Source organism: Solwaraspora sp. WMMA2065 (assembly GCF_030345075.1).
In the GTDB taxonomy this organism is placed as follows: domain Bacteria; phylum Actinomycetota; class Actinomycetes; order Mycobacteriales; family Micromonosporaceae; genus Micromonospora_E.
Genome location: NZ_CP128361.1, coordinates 2,469,591 through 2,491,258, shown reverse-complemented (window position 1 = coordinate 2,491,258; position 21,668 = coordinate 2,469,591). Strand labels below are relative to the sequence as shown.

At 69.3% G+C, this 21,668-nt stretch carries 24 protein-coding genes; 20 read left to right on the top strand and 4 right to left on the bottom strand.

Annotated elements, in window-relative coordinates; translation table 11 throughout:
• The first annotated feature begins 5 nt into the window (after positions 1 to 5).
• The gene (locus O7610_RS11205) at positions 6 to 368 is read left to right on the top strand and encodes a hypothetical protein (protein ID WP_289213229.1); all 363 of its coding nucleotides are present in this window, start codon (positions 6 to 8) and stop codon (positions 366 to 368) included.
• A 469-nt stretch (positions 369 to 837) separates the two neighbouring features.
• Here O7610_RS11205 and O7610_RS11200 read toward each other — a convergent pair whose 3' ends face one another.
• Positions 838 to 1,047, bottom strand: a complete 210-nt coding sequence (locus O7610_RS11200; RefSeq protein WP_289213228.1) for a DUF397 domain-containing protein — start codon at positions 1,045 to 1,047, stop codon at positions 838 to 840.
• A 17-nt stretch (positions 1,048 to 1,064) separates the two neighbouring features.
• Entirely contained in the window at positions 1,065 to 1,958 is an 894-nt protein-coding gene (locus O7610_RS11195) for a helix-turn-helix domain-containing protein (protein ID WP_289213227.1), read from the bottom strand.
• 371 nt (positions 1,959 to 2,329) lie between these two features.
• Here O7610_RS11195 and O7610_RS11190 point away from each other — a divergent pair, with 371 nt between their 5' ends.
• The 13 genes from O7610_RS11190 to O7610_RS11130 all read left to right on the top strand — a co-directional run bounded on the left by O7610_RS11190 (position 2,330) and on the right by O7610_RS11130 (position 11,855).
• Positions 2,330 to 2,560, top strand: coding sequence for a hypothetical protein (locus O7610_RS11190; protein WP_289213226.1), 231 nt, complete (start codon positions 2,330 to 2,332; stop codon positions 2,558 to 2,560).
• An 89-nt stretch (positions 2,561 to 2,649) separates the two neighbouring features.
• Positions 2,650 to 3,288: a GOLPH3/VPS74 family protein gene (locus tag O7610_RS11185; RefSeq protein ID WP_289213225.1), complete on the top strand. Its 639-nt coding sequence runs from the start codon at positions 2,650 to 2,652 to the stop codon at positions 3,286 to 3,288.
• The gene (locus tag O7610_RS11180) at positions 3,281 to 3,685 is read left to right on the top strand and encodes a hypothetical protein (RefSeq protein ID WP_289213224.1); all 405 of its coding nucleotides are present in this window, start codon (positions 3,281 to 3,283) and stop codon (positions 3,683 to 3,685) included. The genes O7610_RS11185 and O7610_RS11180 overlap by 8 nt, the downstream gene beginning before the upstream one ends.
• Before the next feature lie 98 nt (positions 3,686 to 3,783).
• Complete coding sequence (locus O7610_RS11175) at positions 3,784 to 4,854, top strand: IS110 family RNA-guided transposase (protein ID WP_289213604.1); 1,071 nt, start codon at positions 3,784 to 3,786, stop codon at positions 4,852 to 4,854.
• A gap of 180 nt (positions 4,855 to 5,034) precedes the next feature.
• Positions 5,035 to 5,166: a hypothetical protein gene (locus O7610_RS11170; RefSeq protein WP_278170260.1), complete on the top strand. Its 132-nt coding sequence runs from the start codon at positions 5,035 to 5,037 to the stop codon at positions 5,164 to 5,166.
• 80 nt (positions 5,167 to 5,246) lie between these two features.
• Positions 5,247 to 5,840: a GNAT family N-acetyltransferase gene (locus O7610_RS11165; RefSeq protein WP_289213223.1), complete on the top strand. Its 594-nt coding sequence runs from the start codon at positions 5,247 to 5,249 to the stop codon at positions 5,838 to 5,840.
• Between the two features lie 8 nt (positions 5,841 to 5,848).
• Entirely contained in the window at positions 5,849 to 6,514 is a 666-nt protein-coding gene (locus tag O7610_RS11160; RefSeq protein WP_289213222.1) for an endonuclease V, read from the top strand.
• Positions 6,515 to 6,717: 203 nt separating this feature from the next.
• Positions 6,718 to 8,055 carry an acyltransferase family protein gene (locus tag O7610_RS11155; RefSeq protein ID WP_289213221.1) on the top strand — a complete coding sequence of 446 codons (1,338 nt, stop codon included), beginning with the start codon at positions 6,718 to 6,720 and terminating at the stop codon, positions 8,053 to 8,055.
• Between the two features lie 190 nt (positions 8,056 to 8,245).
• Positions 8,246 to 8,902: a hypothetical protein gene (locus O7610_RS11150; protein ID WP_289213220.1), complete on the top strand. Its 657-nt coding sequence runs from the start codon at positions 8,246 to 8,248 to the stop codon at positions 8,900 to 8,902.
• A gap of 40 nt (positions 8,903 to 8,942) precedes the next feature.
• Complete coding sequence (locus O7610_RS11145; protein ID WP_281550667.1) at positions 8,943 to 9,446, top strand: sigma-70 family RNA polymerase sigma factor; 504 nt, start codon at positions 8,943 to 8,945, stop codon at positions 9,444 to 9,446.
• Positions 9,436 to 10,236 carry a hypothetical protein gene (locus O7610_RS11140; RefSeq protein WP_289213219.1) on the top strand — a complete coding sequence of 267 codons (801 nt, stop codon included), beginning with the start codon at positions 9,436 to 9,438 and terminating at the stop codon, positions 10,234 to 10,236. Before O7610_RS11145 ends, O7610_RS11140 begins: the two co-directional genes overlap by 11 nt.
• 155 nt (positions 10,237 to 10,391) lie before the next feature.
• Complete coding sequence (locus O7610_RS11135) at positions 10,392 to 10,934, top strand: hypothetical protein (RefSeq protein ID WP_281550665.1); 543 nt, start codon at positions 10,392 to 10,394, stop codon at positions 10,932 to 10,934.
• 252 nt (positions 10,935 to 11,186) lie between these two features.
• Positions 11,187 to 11,855 (top strand): C39 family peptidase, encoded by a 669-nt coding sequence (locus O7610_RS11130; protein ID WP_281550664.1) that lies wholly within the window; start codon positions 11,187 to 11,189, stop codon positions 11,853 to 11,855.
• Positions 11,856 to 11,997: 142 nt separating this feature from the next.
• Here the strand turns inward: O7610_RS11130 and cas6 are convergent, their stop codons facing one another.
• The gene (gene cas6, locus O7610_RS11125) at positions 11,998 to 12,825 is read right to left on the bottom strand and encodes a CRISPR system precrRNA processing endoribonuclease RAMP protein Cas6 (RefSeq protein ID WP_281550663.1); all 828 of its coding nucleotides are present in this window, start codon (positions 12,823 to 12,825) and stop codon (positions 11,998 to 12,000) included.
• Between the two features lie 146 nt (positions 12,826 to 12,971).
• Positions 12,972 to 14,987, bottom strand: a complete 2,016-nt coding sequence (locus tag O7610_RS11120; RefSeq protein WP_289213218.1) for a cellulase family glycosylhydrolase — start codon at positions 14,985 to 14,987, stop codon at positions 12,972 to 12,974.
• 248 nt (positions 14,988 to 15,235) lie between these two features.
• Between O7610_RS11120 and O7610_RS30630 the strand changes: the two genes are divergently transcribed.
• The 6 genes from O7610_RS30630 (at position 15,236) to O7610_RS11095 (ending at position 21,643) form a co-directional block, all read left to right on the top strand.
• On the top strand, positions 15,236 to 16,039 hold the full coding sequence (locus tag O7610_RS30630; protein WP_353850348.1) for a ThuA domain-containing protein: 804 nt from the start codon (positions 15,236 to 15,238) through the stop codon (positions 16,037 to 16,039).
• Positions 15,984 to 18,086, top strand: coding sequence for a carbohydrate-binding protein (locus O7610_RS11115; protein ID WP_353850347.1), 2,103 nt, complete (start codon positions 15,984 to 15,986; stop codon positions 18,084 to 18,086). The genes O7610_RS30630 and O7610_RS11115 overlap by 56 nt, the downstream gene beginning before the upstream one ends.
• A gap of 165 nt (positions 18,087 to 18,251) precedes the next feature.
• A complete protein-coding gene (locus O7610_RS11110; RefSeq protein WP_289213217.1) occupies positions 18,252 to 18,785 on the top strand; it encodes a toxin-antitoxin system HicB family antitoxin in 534 nt (177 codons plus the stop codon).
• Between the two features lie 94 nt (positions 18,786 to 18,879).
• Positions 18,880 to 19,725, top strand: coding sequence for a DUF4097 family beta strand repeat-containing protein (locus O7610_RS11105; RefSeq protein ID WP_289213216.1), 846 nt, complete (start codon positions 18,880 to 18,882; stop codon positions 19,723 to 19,725).
• 29 nt (positions 19,726 to 19,754) lie between these two features.
• On the top strand, positions 19,755 to 20,780 hold the full coding sequence (locus O7610_RS11100) for an ATP-binding cassette domain-containing protein (RefSeq protein WP_289213215.1): 1,026 nt from the start codon (positions 19,755 to 19,757) through the stop codon (positions 20,778 to 20,780).
• Positions 20,777 to 21,643: an ABC transporter permease gene (locus O7610_RS11095; protein WP_289213214.1), complete on the top strand. Its 867-nt coding sequence runs from the start codon at positions 20,777 to 20,779 to the stop codon at positions 21,641 to 21,643. The genes O7610_RS11100 and O7610_RS11095 overlap by 4 nt, the downstream gene beginning before the upstream one ends.
• Positions 21,644 to 21,668: the final 25 nt, after the last annotated feature.

Below are 21,668 nucleotides of genomic sequence, written 5' to 3'. Positions count from 1 at the left end.
ATCTAATGGAAGTTTTGTTCGAGTCTTCTCGCCAATTCAAGCTGTGGCGCTACTCCGTGAGTCATAAGGTTCTGCTTCTGCGTAGTTCGCGCGACGAGGATAATTCAACCAGGATCGACGTCCTTTTTCAGCAGGTGGCTCGCATGCAGCTCGATACAGTTTTCGAGAGCCTGACGATTGGCAGGGCTAATGGAGGCGAGCGGTCAGAAATTGAATCGCAAGCTGGCCGCGAATTTCCTGGAGGGACTGAGTTGTTCATTGTTGGAGGTGAACTCGCCAACTATGTGCTCTCTGGTCCTCTCGTGTGGCATGAGGATGAGGGAACGTATCGAGATCCTTCGTTCTTTGAGAAGATTCTGTTGCTGTAGTTCGCTAAAATGATGATCTGTCCTCTGCCGTTAGGAAAAGTTTGTGCCCGGTAGGTGTGGACGGATTTCATATTCACAATATTCATGACCAACGATGGATCATTGCTTGCTGGTCGCGACGCGTCGGTATATCGCTATGCTGAATCGGTTCAAGGATTTCTGAGGGCTATGTTTGACGGGTCTCGCCCCACGAAGATTGCCGATTGGGTGATTGACTAGAATCTGGTTGCGGCCGCTACGGGCTGGGGTTCGACCGACAAACCGATCGTCTTCTCGGGCCGCAATTCGCGCTGGATCTCGCTGGCTTGGGCCCAGGTGATGACGTCGACATCGCTGAGTTAAGCAAGGACAGCCGATTGCCGGCAGCGGCAAAGGGGAAGAGATGCCGCCGCGTACTGGCCAGCCGATGGCGTGGCTGTTCGCCGTACCTGGCGGAGGTGTCTGCGGGGTAGGCGGTCGCAGGTTGCGGTCAGAGCTGGCGGAACTCGCCCTTTTCTGCGCCGTCGAGGAAACAGTCCCACTCCTCGGGGGTGAAGATCAGGACCGGACCGTCCGGGTTCTTGGAGTCGCGGAGCGCGTACGCCTGACCCAGGTTGGCGACCTCGACGCAGCCACCGTTCGCGGATGACTTCCTGCTCTTGTGCCAGACGGCAGTGCTGAGGTCGAGGTCGGGGGTCACGTGCTGCTCCTCGTCGGTCAACCCGTGGCGCGGGTCAGGGCGGTGATCAGCTTGGCGCTCTCGGGTGGGCTGAGCGCGGCGGCCGTGATGTGGTTGTACGCCAGGTTACACCGACGCAGGTCCGCGTCACGTTCAAGATAGAGGCCGCCGGCCTGACCTTCCACGTAGACGACGGGTGAGTGGATGTCCTCCTCGAAGTCGAAAATCGTGAACGCGCCGAGCTCGCCGGGGTAGCTGCCGTGGCTGTACGGGACGACCTGGAGGGTGAGCCATGGAGCAGCCTTGACGGTGTCGAGGATCTGGGTCAGCTGGGCGCGCATCACGTCGGTGCCGCCGACTCGGCGGTGCAGGACCGCCTCGTCGAGGATGATCCAGGTCTGCGGCGGGTCGGCGAAGAGCCGCTCCTGGCGGGCGCGGCGGATCTGCACCTGCCGTTCGACTTCCTCGGCGGGCGCGTTCGGCAGGTGCGTCGAGACGATCGCGCGGGTGTAGTCCTCGGTCTGCAGGAGTCCGTGGACCATCAGCGGCTCGAAGACGCGGATGCTGGTCGCCGAGGACTCCAGGCTGAGGAAGGTCGCGAACTGCTGGGGCACCATGCCGAACTTGGACCACCAGCCGCGTTCCTTGCCGCGCTTCTGCAGCTCGATCAGGTCGTTGCGGGCGGCCTCGTCGGTGACGCCGTACATGTCGAGCATGACCATGAGCTCGGCGCGGTTGGTGCCGACGTAGCCGGCCTCGACCTTCTTGATCTTCGACTCGGAGCAGCCGAGTTTGTCGGCGACGTCTGCCTCGGTGAGGTTGGCGGCGCGGCGTAGGCGGGTGAGCTCCTCGCCGAGCTGCCAGCGCGGGATGGTTGGACCGACGACCTTGGGCACGTCTGCCTCCACAGTGGGTGAGGTGGATTCCGCCATCTTGGACCATCCATGCCTGTCGGCGCAACCAGGCTAGCGCGATCCATCTTGATCATTAGGGCCGACCGATCGAGATGGTCGCAAGATTTTTCCATGGAAGAATTGACGGACCAGATTCGGCGTGCCACTGTCGATCCAAGCGAGTTACTGGATCGCGACGATCTGTGATCTTCAGTCCTCTGTGCCGGTGGCACCCGTTCCGTCGCCGGCCAACCTCGTGCACCCGTAGGAGTCCTTCGATGCCTTCGCTGCGCTCTGACCTGCCAGAAGACGGCCCACCGGTCGGGGAACCCGAGCGCGGCGATACGTCCGACCGGTGGCCGTTACGTGGGGTCCTGATGTGCGCGGCGTGTGGGCGGCGGATGCAGCCGTTGCGGACCGCTGACGGCGGTCGGGCGTACCGGGGGCCGTGTGGTTGCCGGCTGGGCCCGGTAGACGCGGGTCGGATCGAGCGGCTCGTCGGCCTGTCCATCGCCCGCCGCCGCCCCGACCTGGCCGCTGTGTCGCCGCCGCGCACCGACGCCGAAGTGATCGGCGAGGCCATCGATCAGGTGTACGTCGGTGCCGACGCCGACGACCTGCTGATCGTCTGGCGCACCTGAGCCGCCGCCCGTCGTCGCTGCCGAGGTGGGCGTGGCGGCGGGCGGCGTTCCACGCCCTTGTCTGCGCACGATGCCGAGGAGTCTGTCGAATGTCCACGTACCCGCTGGCCGACGACCTGTTCCGGATGGCCCACCACCGGCTGCACGGCCGACCGTTGCTGCACCCCCGCGCGCTCAGCCACGGACTGGCCGCCGCGCTGCTGGCCGAACTGCTCTACCCGCAGCGGATCGCCGTGCGCCGCGGCCTGGTCGTCGTCGGCGCGACCGTCGCCCCGCCCGACGACCTGGTGCACGGCGTCCTCGCCCAGATCAGCGCCGCGCCGACCCCGCAACCGGTGAAGACCTGGGTCGGTCTGCTCAGCGAGACCGCGGTCCGGCAGGTCGCCACCCGACTGGCCCGCGCCGGCCACGTACGCCGGGAAGTGACCCGCCGCCGCCTCGTCGGTCGCGGCGAACGGTGGGTGCCCACCGACATGAACACCGCCGGCTGGCCCGCCGTCCGGCTGGCCACCGCGCTGCGCGCCCGCCGCCGCCTCCACGTCACCGATCAGGGTCTGGCGGCGTTGACCTGGGCCTGCGGCCTCGACCGGCACATCCTCAACGGTGCGCCGCCGCACGCCTACGACGACCTGCGCACCCTCGTCGACCACGGCTGGCCGCCGATCGTCGACCTGGCCCGGCAGACCCGTGCGGCACTCGGCCGCACCGTCGCCGCACACCGTGGCTGACCGGCGGCGGCTGATGATGGTCGACTACCCCGACCCGGCCGGATACCCACTGGCCGCACTGATCCACTGCGCGGACTGCCGGACCCCGATGACCCCGGCCGTCCGTGCCGCCACCCGCGTCTACCGGTGCACCGGTGCGTGCCGCAACGAGATCGACGCCCTGCACGCCGAAACCCTGATGTGGGACCGGGCCGCCGCCCGGCAACCACAGCTGGCCCGGCCGCGCCTGCCGGCCGACCGGCGGCGCGAGGTGTTCGCATCCCTACTGACAGAGATGATGTTCATGAGCACCTCCCGTCGAGGTCTGACCCGCCTACTGACTGACTTCGGGTCCTTAACGGGATTTGTCGGCCTCGGTCGGGAGGTGCTCATGCACTCACCGGACGTGGCGTTGTGACCTAATAGGAGCCTGGCCAGAGGCCCCATCTCTGTCTTGTCCGCGTTGCCCGGCTGGTGCGTGCCGCCCTGCCCCCAGTCACGAACGACAGGACGACGATGCCCTCTATTACACCTGATAACGCCGCGGTCGAGGTCGTCGGTGGAGTCGATACCCACCAGGACACTCACACGGCCGCTGTGATCGACCTGGTCGGACGGGTTCTTGGCACCCAGCAGTTCCCGGCCACGACGGCCGGCTACACCGCCCTGCTGACCTGGATGCGCGGGTTCGGCCGTCTGCCGCGGGTCGGGGTCGAAGGCACCGGCGCCTACGGGGCCGGACTCGCTCGCAGACTCCGCGACGAGCAGGTTGAGCTGGTCGAGGTCGACCGCCCTGACCGTAAAACCCGCCGCTTCCAGGGCAAGTCCGACCCGATCGACGCCATCCAAGCGGCCAAGGCCGCCCTGGCCGGCGAACGTACCGGCACCCCCGAGCAGCGCGACGGCCGCGTCGTAGCCCTGCGCAACCTGCGGGTGGCCCGCCGCAGCGCCGTCGACCAGCGCGCCGACACCCAACGCCAGATCAAGGCACTGATCGTTACCGCCCCCGACCAGCTACGCGCCCAACTGCGCGGCCTGGCCGTCAAGCAGCTGATCGCCACCTGCGCCAGCCTGCAGCTCGACCCGGCCGACGCCGCAGCTCCGGCCACCGCAGCCACGATCGCCCTGCGCTCGCTCGCCCGCCGCCACCAGCAACTGTCCGCCGAGATCACCGAACTCGACGAACTACTCGAACCGCTCGTCGCCGCCATCAACCCTGGCCTGCTCGCCGCCCACGGCGTCGGCCCCGACGTCGCCGGTCAGCTGCTCGTCACCGCCGGCGAGAACCACGACCGGCTCACCTCCGAGGCCGGGTTCGCCATGCTCTGCGGTGTCGCCCCGATCCCCGCCTCGTCCGGCAGGACCAACCGCCACCGACTCAACCGCGGCGGCGACCGACAGGCCAACGCCGCCCTCTACCGCGTCGTACTCGTGCGGCTGCGCTGGGATCCGCGCACCCGCGCCTACGCCGAGCAGCGCACCAAGGAAGGCCTGTCCAAGAAAGAGATCATCCGCTGCCTCAAGCGCTACGTCGCGCGCGAGCTTTACCAGCTCATCACCTCAAAAGATCTTGAACTAGCAGCTTGACATCTATAGGAGCATCCGAGGTGTACGCCCGAGGCCCGTCGAGCTGGCTGTCGCTGCGTGCCTCCTGGATCGACCGTCGGCGACGGGCTGCCGGCCCGACGCCGCCCCCGGCCCGGTGACCTGAGCCGTCGCCGCCGACCGGAGTCATGTCTTGCCCGCCCTGGAGAGAAGGAACATGTCATGGATGTCTGCGCGTTGACCAGCGCTGCGGTGCTCGGCTACCTGGCCGGGCTGTTCTCGTTCCGGGTCAAGAGCCGCTGGTGCCCCAAGTGCGGCGAACTCACCACCACCCCGCCACCGCCGAGCGTCTGAGCCCTGCGGTCAAGCTGGTCGGGTGGCAAAACCACAGGGCAGGGGAGAGGCGGTGGGCGAGCCGACGGATACGGATTGCCATGCCTGAGCTGATCGCACCCACCATCGAGCTGTACGCGTCATGGCTCGACGCCCGCGACGAGTGGGGGCGCGGCACCCATCAGGACGGCAGTGGGCTGCGGCCGTCCGACGACGTCGACACCGCCGCCGGGTTCGCCGCCTGGGTCGACCGGCTGTGCCGACAGGGCGACGAGTCGCTGCCCGCCGACGAAGGGTGGGTGCACACCACCCACCGGTGGATCGTCGAGCAGGACGCCTACCTCGGGGCGATCTCGCTGCGGCACCGGCTCAACGACTTCCTGCGCCGCGCCGGCGGACACATCGGCTACGGCGTACGGCCGTCGGCGCGTGGCCGTGGCATCGCGACCTGGGCCCTCGGCGCGATGCTGCCGTTGGCCGCCGCCCGTGGCCTGGACCGGGTCCTGATTACCTGCGGCGACGGCAACGCCGCGTCGGCGCGGGTCATCGAACGCCACGGCGGGGTGCTGGAGGACGTACGGGACACCGAGCTCGGCCGTACCCGCCGCTACTGGATCGACCTGGGTGGACAGCCGCACCCGCCGACGTATCCGTTGCCGGTTCCGCCGGCCACGCACGGGACGGGGAAGCGGTGACGGCGGCGATGCCGCGTACCGAGCGGGAGGCCGTCGAGATCCAGCGCGAGCTGGCCCGCCGGGTCCGGGTCGACCAGCCGATGCCCGTACCGCCGAGGTTCGTCGCCGGTGTCGACGTCGCGTACGAATCGGACTCGTCGTCGGCGGGCCGACTCGCCGGTGCCGTCGTCGTGCTCGACCTGGCGGACAACCTGCCCGTCGTGGCCAGCGCGACCGCGACCGGCGTCTGCGACTTCCCGTACGTTCCCGGCCTGCTCGCGTTCCGCGAAGTTCCGGTCCTGCTCACCGTCCTCGAGCGGCTCACCGTCCGCCCGGACCTGCTGGTCTGCGACGGGTACGGCGTAGCGCATCCGCGCCGCTGCGGCCTGGCCAGCCACCTGAGCGTGGTCACCGGCATCCCGGCGTTCGGCGTGGCCAAGACGGCGTTCGTCAGCACCCACGGCGAGGTGCCACCCGAGCGCGGCGGCTGGGCCGACCTGGTCGACAACGGTGAGGTGGTCGGCCGGGTGCTGCGCACCCGCACCGGCGTCAGACCGGTGTACGTGTCGGCCGGGCATCTCATCGACATCGCCCAGGCGACCGAGATCACCCTGCGCCTGACGCCGCACTACCGGCTGCCGGAGACGACCCGCCTGGCCGACCGCGCCTGCCGGGAAGTTTCCCGGCACGGCTGATATCGGACGGCCTTTCATGTTAGTCAACCTGCTTCGTCGAAGAAAGGCATGTCGTTCTTGGAATCGAGTCCACTCGTCAGTCTGTGGGCATTAAGGTTCTTTCGGTGCGGGGACGACCTGATTGTCCCCGTGTCGGGGTCGTCGTGACCAGCGGGAGACCTCGGCCTTCATCAATGAGGCGGTCCGGCCTGAGGAGATCCGTGTTGAGTGCGCATGCGGCGATGTGTCGCGGTCTGCCGAGCCTTGCCGACCGGTACGTGCCGGACAGCAATTCGTTCGGGCTGATCCGCCTGGCCCTGGCCCTTGGTGTCCTCGTGGCGCATGCCTGGCCGCTGGGCTACGGCGCGGCGAGCCTTGGCTACGGGATATCGGCTGGGCAGAGCGAGCTCGGTTCGCTGTCGGTCCAGGGATTCTTCGTGGTTTCCGGATTCTTGATCACGGGAAGTGCGCTCAAGCACTCGGTCTTGCGGTATTCTTGGCATCGGGTGCTTCGGATTTTTCCCGGCTTCTGGGTGTGTCTACTGGTCACCGCATTTGTGGTGGCGCCGCTGGTCGCTCTGTACGAGAACGGTACGATGCGAGGGTTCTGGAGTCATCCGCAAGGTCCATTTTCCTACCTGGCGGTCAACTGGTTCACCGCTATGGAGCAGTACCCGATATCGGGACTGTTGTCGTCTACTCCGTTCGGTCAGATGATGGGTGGGCCGAGCGCGTTCGATGGATCACTGTGGAGCTTGCGGTACGAACTTTTGTGCTATGGCCTGGTCGCTGTCCTCAGTGTGACTTCGGTCCTGCGCCTGGCCCCGCGGGCATTGCTGGCAATCCTGATATTCGGCTATGCACTGATTATTCGTGACATTTCAATTGCTTCGACATGGGCATTCCGGCCAGCTCCCGTCGGGGCGGTCGGCCCGTTTCCGCTGATCGGCTCGTTCGCCTCTGACTGGCTACTGTATCTGACTTTCCTCTTTGTGCTGGGCGCCGCCGTCCGCTGCTATATGCATCGCATACCGATGGACGGCCGGCTGGCTGTGTTGGCAGCCGTCCTGCTCGCGATCAGCCTACTGTGGGGCGGATTCGTCGTTGTCGGACTGCCAGCCTACGCGTACCTGCTCACATATCTGGGTGTTGCGCTTCCGCGACGGCTCGGACGGGTCGGTCGTGGGCGGGACTACTCGTACGGAATTTACATCTATGCTTTCCCGGTGCAGCAAGTTCTGGCACTGGTCGGCGTGGCCGAGTACGGCATGTCATCGTACATCCTGTTGTCGGTAATCGGCACGATGCTGTTCGCTGTACCGTCGTGGCATCTTGTCGAGAAGCCCGCGATGAGATTGCGGGCCCTCGACGTCGCCCGCCTGCCCCGGCCCGCTCGCCCTGCCCCGGTCAGGCCGGCGGCCGCAGGAGGTCCGGCGGGCGTACGGTCGTCCGTACTGCCACAAAGCCCCTACCAGGGCGGTCGTAATGCCTATTCGGCTGCGACGAACGGCACCGCGGCAGGTGACGGAGACGGTGGCCAGGTGCCAGCTCCGCGCGGCTGACGGACCGGTGCGGGGAAGGCTGCGCACGTGCGCCAGGTCGCCGCAAGTCCATGTGCATGGCTGAAACCGGGCGCCGCCGCCACACGTCTGGGGGTATGTCGGTCGAATCGAGAACATCGACCGGACCCGGCGGCGGTGGGCGGGTAGCCGTCGCTGCCGGGTCACCGACAGGCGGATGAGGGTGAGAACCGTGGTGACGAGCCGATGGATCACAGGTCTGGGAATCGCCGTGCTGGCCGGCGCGGTGGCGGCGTGCGGCACGAACGCACCGGCCGGTGACGCGACGCCGACGTCCGACCCGGACCCGACGACGGTGACCGGGACCCCGACCGCCAGCCTGGCACCGCCGCCGGAGCCGACGGCACCCACGGGCGGCCTGCCGCAGGTGCTGTCCGGCACCCGGCAGGTCAGCATCGTGCGGGCCGAGGCGTTCGAGTCCGGGCTGTCGATCACCGACGACGGACGGTTGGCCGAGGTCGACGGCGACGAGGGCCGCCAGTTGTTCGTCGTGGTCCCGTTGCAGGGGCGGCTGTTCCTGATCGAGTCGTACCAGGCGACCGGCGGCGGTCCCGGTGCCGGTGACCCGGTCTGCTGGCGGGTGCGCAACCCGGGAGACGGGGGATCGCTGTCGGTCGAGGGTGCGGCCTGCGACGCCGGGGACCCCCGGCAGCGGTTCGCGATCGTCGCGGCCGACACCGGCGCCGACGACACCTTCATGATCAGCAGCAGGTCGGCGTACCTGCGCACCTCGGCCCGCTCCGGGCTGATCCTGGAGGAGCAGGGCGACGGTTCGCCGACCCCGGACGGGTTCCGGTTCACCGACAACGGGCCGGCGCCGACCCGGTGACCGGTGCAGGAACGACCAGGTGACGGGTGGAGCACGACGGATGCGTGACGCCGACGAGTTCGACGCCTTCTACGCCGCGTCGGCCCAACGGGTGCTCGGACACCTGTCCGTGGTGCTCGGCAACCGGGCCGACGCCGAGGACGCGGTCGCGGAGGCGTACGCCCGCGCGTGGGACCGGTGGCGGTCCGTGCGCGACTGTGACAGCCCCGAAGCCTGGGTACGCACGGTCGCGTACCGGATCGCGGTGAGCTCCTGGCGTAAGGCGGTGAACCGACTGCGCGCCCACCGCCGCGACGCCAACGGCCACCAGGCCGACGAGGTGTCGGCCGACCACGTCGCGATCGTCGCCGCGTTGCGCCGGCTCGGTGTCGACCAGCGCCGGGCCGTCGTGCTGCACCACCTGGTCGGCCTGAGCGTCGCCGAGATCGCCGCGGAGACCGGCACCAGCCCGAACACGATCAAGACCTGGCTGGCCCGGGGCCGCAAGGCGCTGGCCGTACACCTGACCACCAGCGGCGACGAAGGGCGGAGCCGTGCCGTCTGACGACCGATTCGACGAGACGCTGCGCGACGTGGCCCGGCGGGCCGGGCAGACCGGCCGGCTCGCCCCGGCGGCGGACATCCGGCGGCGCGGCGAGACGCTGCGCCGACGCCGACGTGCCACCACCGCCGCGCTGGCGGTGACGCTGGTCGGAGCCGTCGGCGCGGGCGTCGCTGCGATCCAGTTGGTGACCGCCGCACCGCAGCTGCCGGTCGGGCCCGCCGGCCCGACAATGAGCGTGCCGTCCGGATCGCCGTCCGGTGCGCCGTCCGGTGCGCCGTCCGGTGCGTCGACTGGATCGCCGACCGGGGCGCCGACCGGGGCGCCGGCCTCCGTCGGGGACGATCCGCTGCTGTCCGGGGACCGCCAGGTCGCGATCGTGCGTACCGACGCGTTCGAGTCGGCGGTGTCGCTGCTCGACGACGGCCCGCTGGGCGAGGTCGACGGGACCGAGGGCCGGCGGCTGTTCGTCATTGAACCGGCCGGGGCGGACACCTTCCGGATCCGCGCCGCCGAACCGAACCCGGACGGCTCCGACGCGTGCTGGCAGGTCAGGTCGTCGGGGGCGGACCCGCTGACCGTCGTCGCGGCGGACTGCGTGGCATCCGAGCCAAGGCAGCACTTCTCGATCAGCGCCGTGGAACGGGACGGTGGGGAACCGTCGTACGCGATCAGCAGCGCCTCGGCGTACCTGCAGCATTCCGCCACCCGGGGGCTGATCCTCGAAGAGCTGGGCGACGCGACGCTCGCGACATACTTCCGGCTAGTCGACAATGGTCCTTCGCCGGGGTGAGCCGCCCGGCCCGGCGGTTTGACGGTACGGCTGACTGTCGCGCTTGTACGTACTGCTCTCGCCGCTGGGCTTCGTCGTCGAATACCGTCGAGGTGCCGATCGATCAGTCGGCATCCGATGGTCTGACGACAAGATTTGCGGGTCAGGTGGTCACGGTGAACACAAACTCTGCCGGTGCGTTGGCGAAGTCCTTCCAGTTTGTTCACAAGAATCTCGACGGGTTCAAGATCAAGGAGAAAGTCGACTCGATGGGAATCAACGGCTACATCAACTACTGCGCCGGTCTGGCCGCCGGCACCGGGGCCGCTGCCGGGCTCGGCGGCGGCGTGACGCTGGCCCTGGGCATCCCCGCCGACCTCGCCAACACCATCGCCCAGCAGTTCCGGGTCACCCTCGCGGTGATCTACCACCGGACCGGGCGGTACGCGGTCAGCTTCCCCGAGTTCATGAAGATCGTCGGACTCTCGATCGGGGTGGAACTGGGCATCAAGGGCGTCGAGTTCCTCGCCCTGCGGGTCGCGCAGGAACTGCTCAAACGGCTCACGGCGCGCACTCTGGGCAAGGCGGTGCCGATCGTCGGAGCGGTGGTCGGCGGAGGGCTGAACTTCGCATTCATCAAGGCTGTCGGCTCGACGCTGCTCGCGTTCGAGGACCAGATCTTCAACGATGTTGCCGAGCGACCGGCGATCGGCGGTTGATCTCCGGTTGATTGGCGGGACGGCGGAATGTCGGCCGCCCCGCTGCGGTTGTTACCCGGTGCGTCCCGTGGCGTACGCGTTGTTGTGATTTCCGCACGCGGGGCGTTGGGCGCGGTCGGGAATGGGCGTGGTATCAGCCCTGACCGCCGCGCTGGGCACCGACTGACCGATTGTCCCGTTCGCGGGGTCCGGGCCGTTGCCAGACGATCAGTGCCCGGATCTTCCGCACCCTCCCGGAACGGAGATCCGCAGATGACCACCGTTCTTCACCGATCCGCAATGTCCGTCGCCGGTCTGCTGGTAGTCGGCGGTGTGGTGGCCGGTCCGGCTGCCGCAGCCCAGGCTGCCCCGGCCTCGGACACCACGAGCTTGACCACCACTGCCGCCAGTTCCGACCAGGGCGGGTGGTCCAGCGAGGGCCGGCTGCTGGACATCCGCTACGAGCGGCAGCCGAACTTCTACTACTGCGGTCCGGCCGCGACCCGGATCGCGCTGACCGCGCAGGGCCGCGAACTGTCGCAGGATGAGGTGGCCAGCAGGCTGGGCACCACGGTCGCCGGCACCGACTCGGCCGCGGACACCACCCGGGTGCTCAACGAGCTCACCGGCGACGACAAGTACCGGACCACCGCGATCGAGGCGTCCAAGGCGAGCCAGGCGCAGATCGACCAGTTGCGCGACGACGTGCGGGCGACCGTGGACGACGGCCGAGCCGTGGTGGCCAACATCATCGGTACGGTGAGCGACGTCGACGGCCGGACCCACTCGTACCCGGGCGGGCACTACGTGACCGTGGTCGGCTACGGCGAGGGCGGCGACGCTGTCAAGATCGCCGACCCGGCCTTCCTGGGCGCCGAACACTACTGGGTGAGCACCGAGACCCTGGCGCACTGGATCGCCACGCGCGGCTACTCGCACTGACGTCCTGACCTCGCCCTGACCATGTTGGCCGGGTCTGCCGCGTACGCGGCAGACCCGGCCAACGGTCGTCACCGGCTGGCCTTGATCCGCTGCGGTTCATCGACCCGACACGCCGGGCGGCAGTCCGATGAGCCGAAGTGGATCACTGCTGCGGGGGCGGGCTGAGTCTGCGCCGGACGTGGCCCATGCCCATCGCGGTCCGGTCACCGAAGCCGGCGTAGCTGGCGAACGCCGCCAGGGCGTCCACCGCCCGCCGCGCGTCGCCGGGCACCCCCGACGCCTCCGCCAACTGGAAGGTCACCGAGCCGACCGTGCCCCGGCGGAACCGGTGCTGCGGGTTACGCTGCCCCGGCTCCACCAGGTGCGTGACCATCCGCAGTTGGGCGTCGACCGCCTCCAGATGGTCGACGACCGCCGGCTCCGCCGACGTCGGCAACGCCACCTCCCCGGCGAACGCGTCCCAGCGCCGGGTCAGGTTGGTAAACACCCGCTCCGCGTCCGGCCAGGGGCGCTGGCGGCGGGCACCGTCCCCGCGTCCGGTGGCGAACCCGACCGGGGTCAGCAGGTCGTACGCCCAGGTGGTGGCGGCCGGGTCGGCGCCGGTGGCCAGCTCGGCGTACGACACCGCGTGCACGGCGACGTCGACGGTGCGGTACCGGGTCTGTGCGATCTGATGCCCGGCGGCGTGGTGCAGCGCGGCGAGCACCGGGGCGGCGTACGCGTCGATCAGCAGGCCGGCCACGATCCGGGCCGGCTGCCCCGGTGTCGACGGTGGCCGGCCCTGCTCGTCGAGGACCGGGCTGAGGGTGAACGGCTTGTACCGGGGGCTGTCGTGCATGATCGCGGACAGCTCCGGGTCGACGGCGCGGACCGCTTTGAGGAACGCGGCGTAGACGGCCGGGCCGGTGTGCGGCGGCGGGACCGCCGTGGCGGCGGTCGGCACCAGGGAGACGACGATCTGGGTGGGCATCGGCCGGCGTACCCTCTCGGTCTGGTGTGGTCGGTGAGTGCCCCCACTCAAGCAGACCGGCGCCAACGGGCCGGGGGATCCGCTGCCCGACCCGGTCGGGGTCGGGCAGCGGATCGGGTCCGGATTCGGTCCGAACTCGGGTTCGCTCAGGACGCGGTGCAGCTCAGATCGGTCGGCGTGGTGCCAGGACCGGAGCCGACGAAGCCGACCGTGGTGGCGGCGTCCGGCGCGAGGGCCCCGTTGTACGGCTCGTTGCGTACCGTGTTCACCCCGCCGGACGTGGTCAACCGGCCGTTCCACAGCGACCCGATCGACGTACCGCTCGGGTTGGTCCAGGTGAGCGTCCAGCCGGAGATCGCCGAGGTGCCGGTGTTGCGCACCTCGATGCTGCCCTGGAAGCCGCCCTGCCAGCTGCTGGTCACCGTGTACGTCGCGGTGCAGCCGTCGTCGCCGGGGCCGCCGTCGTCGGCCGCGGTGGTGACCGTCCGCGCCGGTGAGGCCGGCGAGACGTTGCCGGCGGCGTCGCGGGCCCGCACCGTGAACGTGTAGCTGGTCTCGGCGGTCAGGCCGGACACGGTGTACGCGGTGCCGGAGACCGTGGCGACCAGGGTGGCCGGCGCACCGCCGGTCGACCGCAGCACCTGGTACGAGGTGACGCCGACGTTGTCGGTCGACGCCGCCCAGGTCAACGTCACCGAGTCGGCGGTGACGTCGCTGGCGGTCGGCTGGCCGGGCGCGGTCGGCGCGGTCACGTCGTCGTCCCCGCCGCCGTCGCTGTAGCGCTGCGCGAGGCTGATCCCGGTGGTGGAACCGGCCCCGCCGAGCGGCACCTGGTGGTCGAGGCTGACGAACTTGCCGTCGTGCTGCCACAGTGCCGGCTTGAGCACCTGGTTGTACTTGACCTCGTCCCAGCTGGTCCAGTCGTCGAGCAGCAGGCCGCCGGTGTCACCGGAGTTGGGGTTCAGCGACCAGAACGTGTGGTGGATGCCGTAGTCGATCATCAGGTCGCGCAGGGCGTGCAGCCACTTGTCCTGCCGGGCGTCCTGGCCGTACCGGCCGCCCCATTCGCCGATCAGCAGCGGCGCGGTGTCGTCCTCGTGGATGTAGAGCCAGTTGGGCCGCCACACGTCCTCGGTCAGCGACGCCTTGTCGAACTCGCCCTGGAACCACGGCTGCTCGTATACCAGCGGGCCGTAGTCGTGCGGGGAGTAGACCAGCTGGTCCTGGTTGGCGCCCAGGTCGACCGGGTGCTCGGCGACGCCCCGCAGGTTGCCGCCCCACCAGTTGTAGAAGTAGTTCGGGCTGAGGTCCGGGTTGGTGTTGGGGGAGTCCCAGTCGGCGTGCGGGCGCGGGTAGACCTCGATGCCTTCGCAGAGGATCAGCAGGTCGGGGTTGATCGCCAGGATCCGTCGGCCGGCCGTCTCGCAGGCGTGCTTGAAGTTGTCCTGGTCGGTCGAGGAGTCCCACTTGGCCCGCTGCGGGTCGTTCGGGGTGCCGTGCGGCTCGTTCTCGATGTCCATCGCGACGATCGTGTCGTTGTCGCGGTAGCGCTCGGCCACCCACTCCCAGCCCTGGTAGAAGTCCTCCGGCGTGATCGAGCCCTTGAACCACATCGGGTAGAGGTGGCCGGAGTTGTCCGCTTCGGCGCTGTGCACGTCCAGCATGACCTTCAGCCCGTACTGTTCGCACAGGTCGAGCCAGTAGTCGAAGATCTGCAGGTTGTTCAGCCCGTCGAGCTCGGGATTGACGTACGCGTTGATGTTGGGCCGGGCCAGCGGCTGGCCGGCCTTCCACTCCAGCAGCAGCTGGGTCGAGATCGGCACCCGGACGATGTTGATGCCGCGCTGTGCCATCGCGCGGGTGACCGCCTCGATGTTGGCCGACCACAGGCCGTGGAAGACCCGCTCGGTGGCGTTGTAGCCGAACCAGTTGGCCCCGGTGAGCCACACCTGGTTGCCGGCCTCGTCGACGATCGTGTTGCCGTCGGTGTGCAGCCAGTCGTTCGCCGGTACGGCCTGAGCGGCCGCGGCCGCGGCTGATGTGGTGGCTGTGGCTGATGTGGTGGCTGACGTGTCGGTGCGGGCAGCCGGTGGGGCGGCGGCTGCCGTGGCGGGGGTGGTCGGGACGGCGGCGACCGCTCCGAGCAGCAGGCCGGCCGCCATTGTGGCGGCCCACCGTGTCCGTATCGACGGCATGTAGAGGTTCTCCTGTCGTGGGTTGGGCGATCGTGGGAGCGCTTCCATCGACAGAGATTACGACGTACCAAGGTCGTAATGGAAGGACGTGGTCCCGGCGGGCGTACCGCTGGGCCCGTCCGGGCTGTTGCAGATCCATTGACTTCCAATTTGTGGCTCCCGTAGGGTTGCAACGACGGCCTTCGATGGCGACGCGGTGACCTGGAGCCGGCATCGTGTGTCGCCCCGGGCGAAGGCGAGCAGGGCCGCCCTGGCGAGCCCGCCCGTACGGCGACCTGGTCGGCGCGTACTTCGCCAGCCACCCGGCGAACCAGAACGCCACCGTACGGATCGAGGACAGCTCGCACCCGTCGACCGCCGGGCTGCCGACCGCGTGGAACCGCTACGACGAGCGGTACAACTACCGGACCAACCCACGCTCGGACAACCACATCCTGGCCACCGTGGACGAAAGCACGTACACCGGCGGCACGATGGGCAGCGACCACCCGATCGCGTGGTGCCGGGGCTACGACGGTGGCCGCTCCTGGTACACCGGCATGGGCCACACCAACGAGAGCTTCAGCGACGCGAACTTCCGCCGCCACGTGCTGGGCGGCATCCAGTACGCCGCGCAGGTCACCGGCAACTGCTCGACCAGCCAGATACCACCCGGCTACAGCCAGGTCACCCTGGCCAAGGGGGTGGCCGAGGTCGGCGAGCCGATGGGCATGACCGTGCTGCCGAACCGGGGCGTGCTGCACACCTCCCGCGAAGGCACCATCCGCTACACCGACGCGGCCGGCAACACCAAGGTGGCGCTGACCATCCCGGTGTACACCCACGACGAGGAAGGTCTGCAGAGCATCAAGGTGGACCCGAACTTCGCCATCAACCGATGGGTCTACGTGTACTACTCGCCGCCGCTGTCCACCCCGGGCGGCGACGCGCCGTCGACCGGCTCGGCGTCGCAGGGCGTCGGAGGTGACGGTCCTGCAGGTCCCGACCAGCCGCGGCATGTGCTGCCACGTCGGCGGTGACATCGACTTCGACGCGGACGGCAACCTCTACCTGTCGACCGGAGACGACACCAACCCGTTCGACTCCAGCGGCTACACGCCGATCGACGAACGGTCCAACCGCAACCCGGCGTACGACGCGCAGCGTACCGCCGGCAACAGCAACGACCTGCGGGGCAAGGTGCTGCGGATCCGGCCGAGTGCAAACGGTGGGTACACCATCCCGGCCGGCAACATGTTCCCGGCCGGCACGGCGAACACCAAGCCGGAGATCTACGCGATGGGCTTCCGTAACCCGTTCCGGATGTCCGTGGACAAGGCGACCGGCGTCGTCTACCTCGGCGAGTACGGGCCGGACGCCGGCACCGCCGACCCCAACCGCGGGCCGGCGAACCATGTCGCGTTCGAACGCATCGCCCAGCCCGGTTTCTACGGCTGGCCGTACTGCTCGAACTACAACACGCCGTACATCGACTTCACGTTCCCGTCCGGCCCCTCCGGTGCACCGTTCAACTGCTCCGGCGGCCCGGTGAACAACTCCCCGAACAACTCCGGTATCACCCAACTGCCCCCGTCCCAGCGGGCCTGGCTGCCGTACGGTGGCGAGCAGAACCCGCCGGAGCTGTGCTGCGGCAGCCTGTCTCCGATGGACGCCGTGGTCTACAACTACGACGCCTCGCTCGCCTCCGACGTGAAGTTCCCGGCGTCGATGGACGGCAAGGTGTTCATCGGCGAGTTCGGCCGGCGGTGGATCAAGACGGTCACGGTCACCGGCTCCGGCGGCGGCCGATCGCCGATCGCCGCCGCGTCCGCCGACCCGACCACCGGCAACGCGCCGCTGACCGTACAGTTCAGCTCGGCCGGGACCAGCGACCCGGACGGGGACGCCATCACGTACGCGTGGGACTTCACCACGGACGGCAGCACCGATTCGACGCAGCCGAACCCGTCGTACACCTACACCAGCAACGGCGAGTTCACGGCGACGCTCACGGTGCGCGACAGCACCGGCCGCAGCGCCACCGCGAGCGTGGTGATCGGGGTGGGCCGGCCGACGGTCACCCTCGACCTACCGCGCAACGGCCGGCTGTTCGAGTTCGGTGACGCCATCCCGTTCGAGGTGACGGTCACCGACCCGGACGTGTCGACGATCGACTGCAGCCGGGTGAAGGTCAACTATCTGCTCGGGCACGACAGCCACGCCCATGGCATCTCCAGCGCGACCGGCTGCTCGGGCACCCTGCAGACCACCGAGGACGGCGAACACGACCCGAATGCGAACATCTTCGGAGTCATGATCGCCGAGTACACCCCGGTGGGCGCGACCATCCCGGTGACCTCGACGCAGACGGTGCTGCAGCCCCGGACCCGCCAGGCCGAGCACTACGGCGACCAGCAGGGCACCACCCTGGTGGAGAAGGCCTCCGCCCACGGCGGCAGCGCGGTCGGCTACATCGAGAACGGCGACTGGATCTCGTTCACCCCGTACAACCTGGCCGGGGCCACGTCGTTCCCCGCCCGGGTCGCCTCGGCCGGCTCCGGCGGCACCATCTCGCTGCGGACCGGCTCGGCGTCGGGACCCGTCATCGGTACGGCCACCGTGAGCCCGACCGGTGACTGGGAGACCTGGACCGCCGTCACCGGCACGCTCACCCCACCCAGCGGTACGCAGCAACTGTTCCTCGTCTTCACTGGCGGCTCCAGCTACCTGTTCGACGTCGACGAGTTCACCTTCCGCGGTGGCGGCACGACCCCGCCGCCGTCCACCGGGCCGTCGTGCTCGGCGGCGTACTCGGTGATCGGGCAGTGGCAAGGTGGCTTCCAGGGTGAGGTACGGGTCACCGCCGGATCAACGTCGAGCGGCTGGACGGTCACCTGGACGTTCAACGGCGGGCAGACCGTCAGCCAGTCCTGGAGTGCCACGGTCACGTCGAGCGGTGCCAACGTGACCGCACGCAATGTCTCTTACAACGGGTCGCTCGGCGCCGGAGCCAGTACGACGTTCGGCTTCATCGGCTCGGGCAACAACGGAGCCAACGTGTCGTCGCTGAGCTGCACCGCCAGCTGATCGACAAGGGCTGCGCGGCACCCACCGGCCGGTGGGTGCCGCGCAGCTTTCGTCTGTCGGCCGCAGCGTCACTTCCTCGGCTCAGGTGCCGCAAGGTGCCAGTGCGGCATCATGGTGATGTCACGATGGCTTGTCGGTGGTGCCATCTTGTGCCATGATGGCACCATGGACCTGACGTCGTACGTGAGCAACCTCGGGCGGGAGTTCGCCACCCTCGCCGAAACCGGCGGAGACGAGGCGCGGGCGCTGGTCGAGCGCCTGACCGGGTCGCTCGAGTCGGCGATCCGGATGACCCTGCTGGACGCGCTGTCGGCCGCCGCCGACGAGATCACCCGCGACCTGGCACCCGGCTCGGTGGAGCTGCGGCTACGCGGCCGCGACCCGCACTTCGTCGTCACCACGCCACCCGCCGAACCGACCGGGACCACCGCCGGGGACGGCGCGGCGACGGCCGACGGCCCACCCGACAACGACCTGCTGATCACCGAGGACGGCCCGGTGACGCGGATCAACGTACGCCTACCCGAGCAGCTCAAGGCTGTGGTCGAGGAGGCCGCCGCCAAGGAGGGGCGCTCGGTCAACGCCTGGCTGGTCCGGGCGGCAGCCGCCGGTCTGCAGCGGCCCGACCGGGACCGGCGCCGCGACGAACGCGGCACCGGGAAACGCAGCACGCAGACCTTCACCGGCTGGGTGCGCTAGCCGCACCGCGCTCCCTCCCACTAACGGTCCACTCTCCACACCTCACGTCCCCGACCTGCGGGGACGACCCACCGACCATGATGCGGGGACAACCATGCCTACTTTCGACACGCCCGAGCCGATCTCCGTCACCCTCGAACTCGTCAGCGGCAACGTACAGATCGCCGCGACCCAGCGCACCGACACCGTCGTCGAGGTCCGCCCGAGCGACGACACCGACGACTCCGACGTGGCCGCCGCCGCCCGGGTACGCGTCGACTACGCCAACGGCACCCTGCGGATCACCGCCCCGAAATCACCCGCCTTCGACTTCTCCCGCCGGACCCGGTCCGTCGAGGTATCCATCCAACTGCCCAGCGGTTCCCAGGTCTCCGCCGAGACGCAACTGGGCGACGTCCGCTGCACCGGACGGCTCGGGCAGTGCCGGGTCAGGACCGCCGCCGGAAACGCCTGGCTGGAACTGACCGGCCCGCTGCGCGTAGACACCTCGGCCGGCCACGTCACCGTCGACGGCGTCACCGGCGACGCCCGGATCACCACCGGCTCCGGAAAGATCCAGATCGGCGAGATCGACGGCACCGCCGTGGTCAAGAACTCCAACGGCGAGACCACGATCGACGCGGTCACCGGCGACGTACGGGTGCGGGCGGCCAACGGCGACATCCGCGTCGAACGCGCCGGCGCCGGCGTCGACGCGAAGACGTCCAACGGCAGCATCCGCCTCGGCGAGGTGGTGCGCGGCTCGGTCGTGCTCGGCACCGCCATGGGCAACCTGGACGTCGGCATCGCCGAGGGCACCGCCGCCTGGCTGGAAGTGAAGACCGACTTCGGGCAGGTCCACAACCTGCTGGAGACCGCCACCCGGCCCGACGACGCCGACGAGACCGTCGAGGTACGCGGCCGCGTCTCCTACGGCGACATCACCATCCGCCGCTCCTGACCCACTCCTTGCTCGAAGAGAGGGCGACTATGCACTCCACGCAGCCCCGGCCGGCGATCGCCGCCACCGGGCTCCGCAAGGCGTACGGCGATCATGTCGTGCTCGACGGCATCGACCTGCACGTACCGGCGGGAACGGTCTTCTCGCTGCTCGGCGCGAACGGCGCCGGGAAGACCACCACGGTCAAGATCCTGTCCACGTTGATCCGACCGGACGCCGGGGACGCCCGGGTCGCCGGGCACGACCTCACCCGCGACCCCGACGCGGTACGCGCCGCGATCGGCGTCACCGGCCAGTTCTCGGCGGTGGACAACCTGCTCACCGGCGCGGAGAACCTGCGACTGATGGCCGACCTGCACCACCTCGGCCGGGCCGACCGCCGCCGGCGCGTCGCCGGACTGCTCGACCAGTTCGACCTGACCGAGGCGGCCGGCAAACCGGCGTCGACCTACTCCGGCGGCATGCGGCGGCGGCTCGACCTGGCGATGACCCTGGTCGGCGACCCCCGGGTGATCTTCCTCGACGAGCCGACCACCGGGCTCGACCCGCGCAGCCGGCGCACCATGTGGCAGATCGTCCGGGACCTGGTTGTCGACGGCGTCACCATCTTCCTGACCACCCAGTACCTTGCCGAAGCCGACGAACTCGCCGACCGGATCGCGCTGCTCGACCACGGGCGGGTGGTCGCCGAGGGCACCGCCGAGGACCTCAAACGCCGCATCCCCGGCGGGCACATCCGGCTGCGCTTCGCCGACCAGCGACGCCTCGACACGGCCACCCGCGTACTCGACACGGCCACCCGCGTACCCGGCCAGACACCCGGAGCGCTCGGCCAGGCATCCCACTCACTCGGTCAGGTCACCCGCGACCCCGACCCGCTCGCCCTGCGGGTGCCCAGCGACGGCAGCCTGCAGGCGTTGAAGACCCTGATCGGCCGGCTCGACGCCCACGCCGTCGAAGTCGACGAACTGTCCGTACACACCCCCGACCTCGACGACGTCTTCCTCGCCCTGACCGGCGAACCCACCGACGACGACAAGGTGACCACCCGATGAGCGCCCACGCCCTGACCGGCCCGGCCACCGCCGTCGCCGCTGGCCTGCGTACCCACCCGCTGCGCGACTCGGCGACGATGCTGCGCCGCAACCTCAGACGCATGCTGCGATACCCGTCGATGACCGTGACCCTCGTCGGGATGCCCGTCGTCTTCCTGCTGCTGTTCGTCTACGTGTTCGGCGGCACCCTCGGCGCCGGGCTCGGCCAACTCGGCGCCATGATGCCCGGCGGGGCGCTCCCCGGCGGCGGGGCCGGCGGGCGCGCCGCGTACGTCAACTACGTGGCACCGGCGATCATCCTGATGACCGTGACGACCACCGTCCAGGGGACGGCGATCTCGATCGCGATGGACATGACCGAAGGCATCATCGGCCGATTCCGTATGATGCACATCGCCCGTGTCTCGGTGCTGACCGGACACGTCCTGGGCAGCATGATCCAGGCGGCGGTCAGCGTGGCGGTCGTCGTCGGCGTCGCGCTGCTGGTCGGCTTCCGGCCCACCGCCGGGCCGGTCGGGTGGCTGGGTGCCGCCGGTTTCCTGCTGGTGGTGACCTTCGCGCTCGTCTGGCTGTCCGTCGCGCTCGGCCAGGTGAGCCGCAGCGTCGAGACCGCCAGCAACCTGCCGATGCCGCTGATCCTGCTGCCCTTGCTCGGCAGCGGGTTCGTCCCCACCGACTCGATGCCGGCCGGGCTGCGCTGGTTCGCCGAGTACCAGCCGTTCACCCCGATCATCGAAACTCTGCGCGGCCTGCTGATGGCCGAACCGGTCGGCAGCAACGGGTGGATCGCGCTCGCCTGGTGCACGGCCATCGCGCTCGGCGGATACCTCTGGTCGAAACGGCTGTTCAACCGCGAGCCCTGAACCCTGAATGTGGCTGATGCCTGCT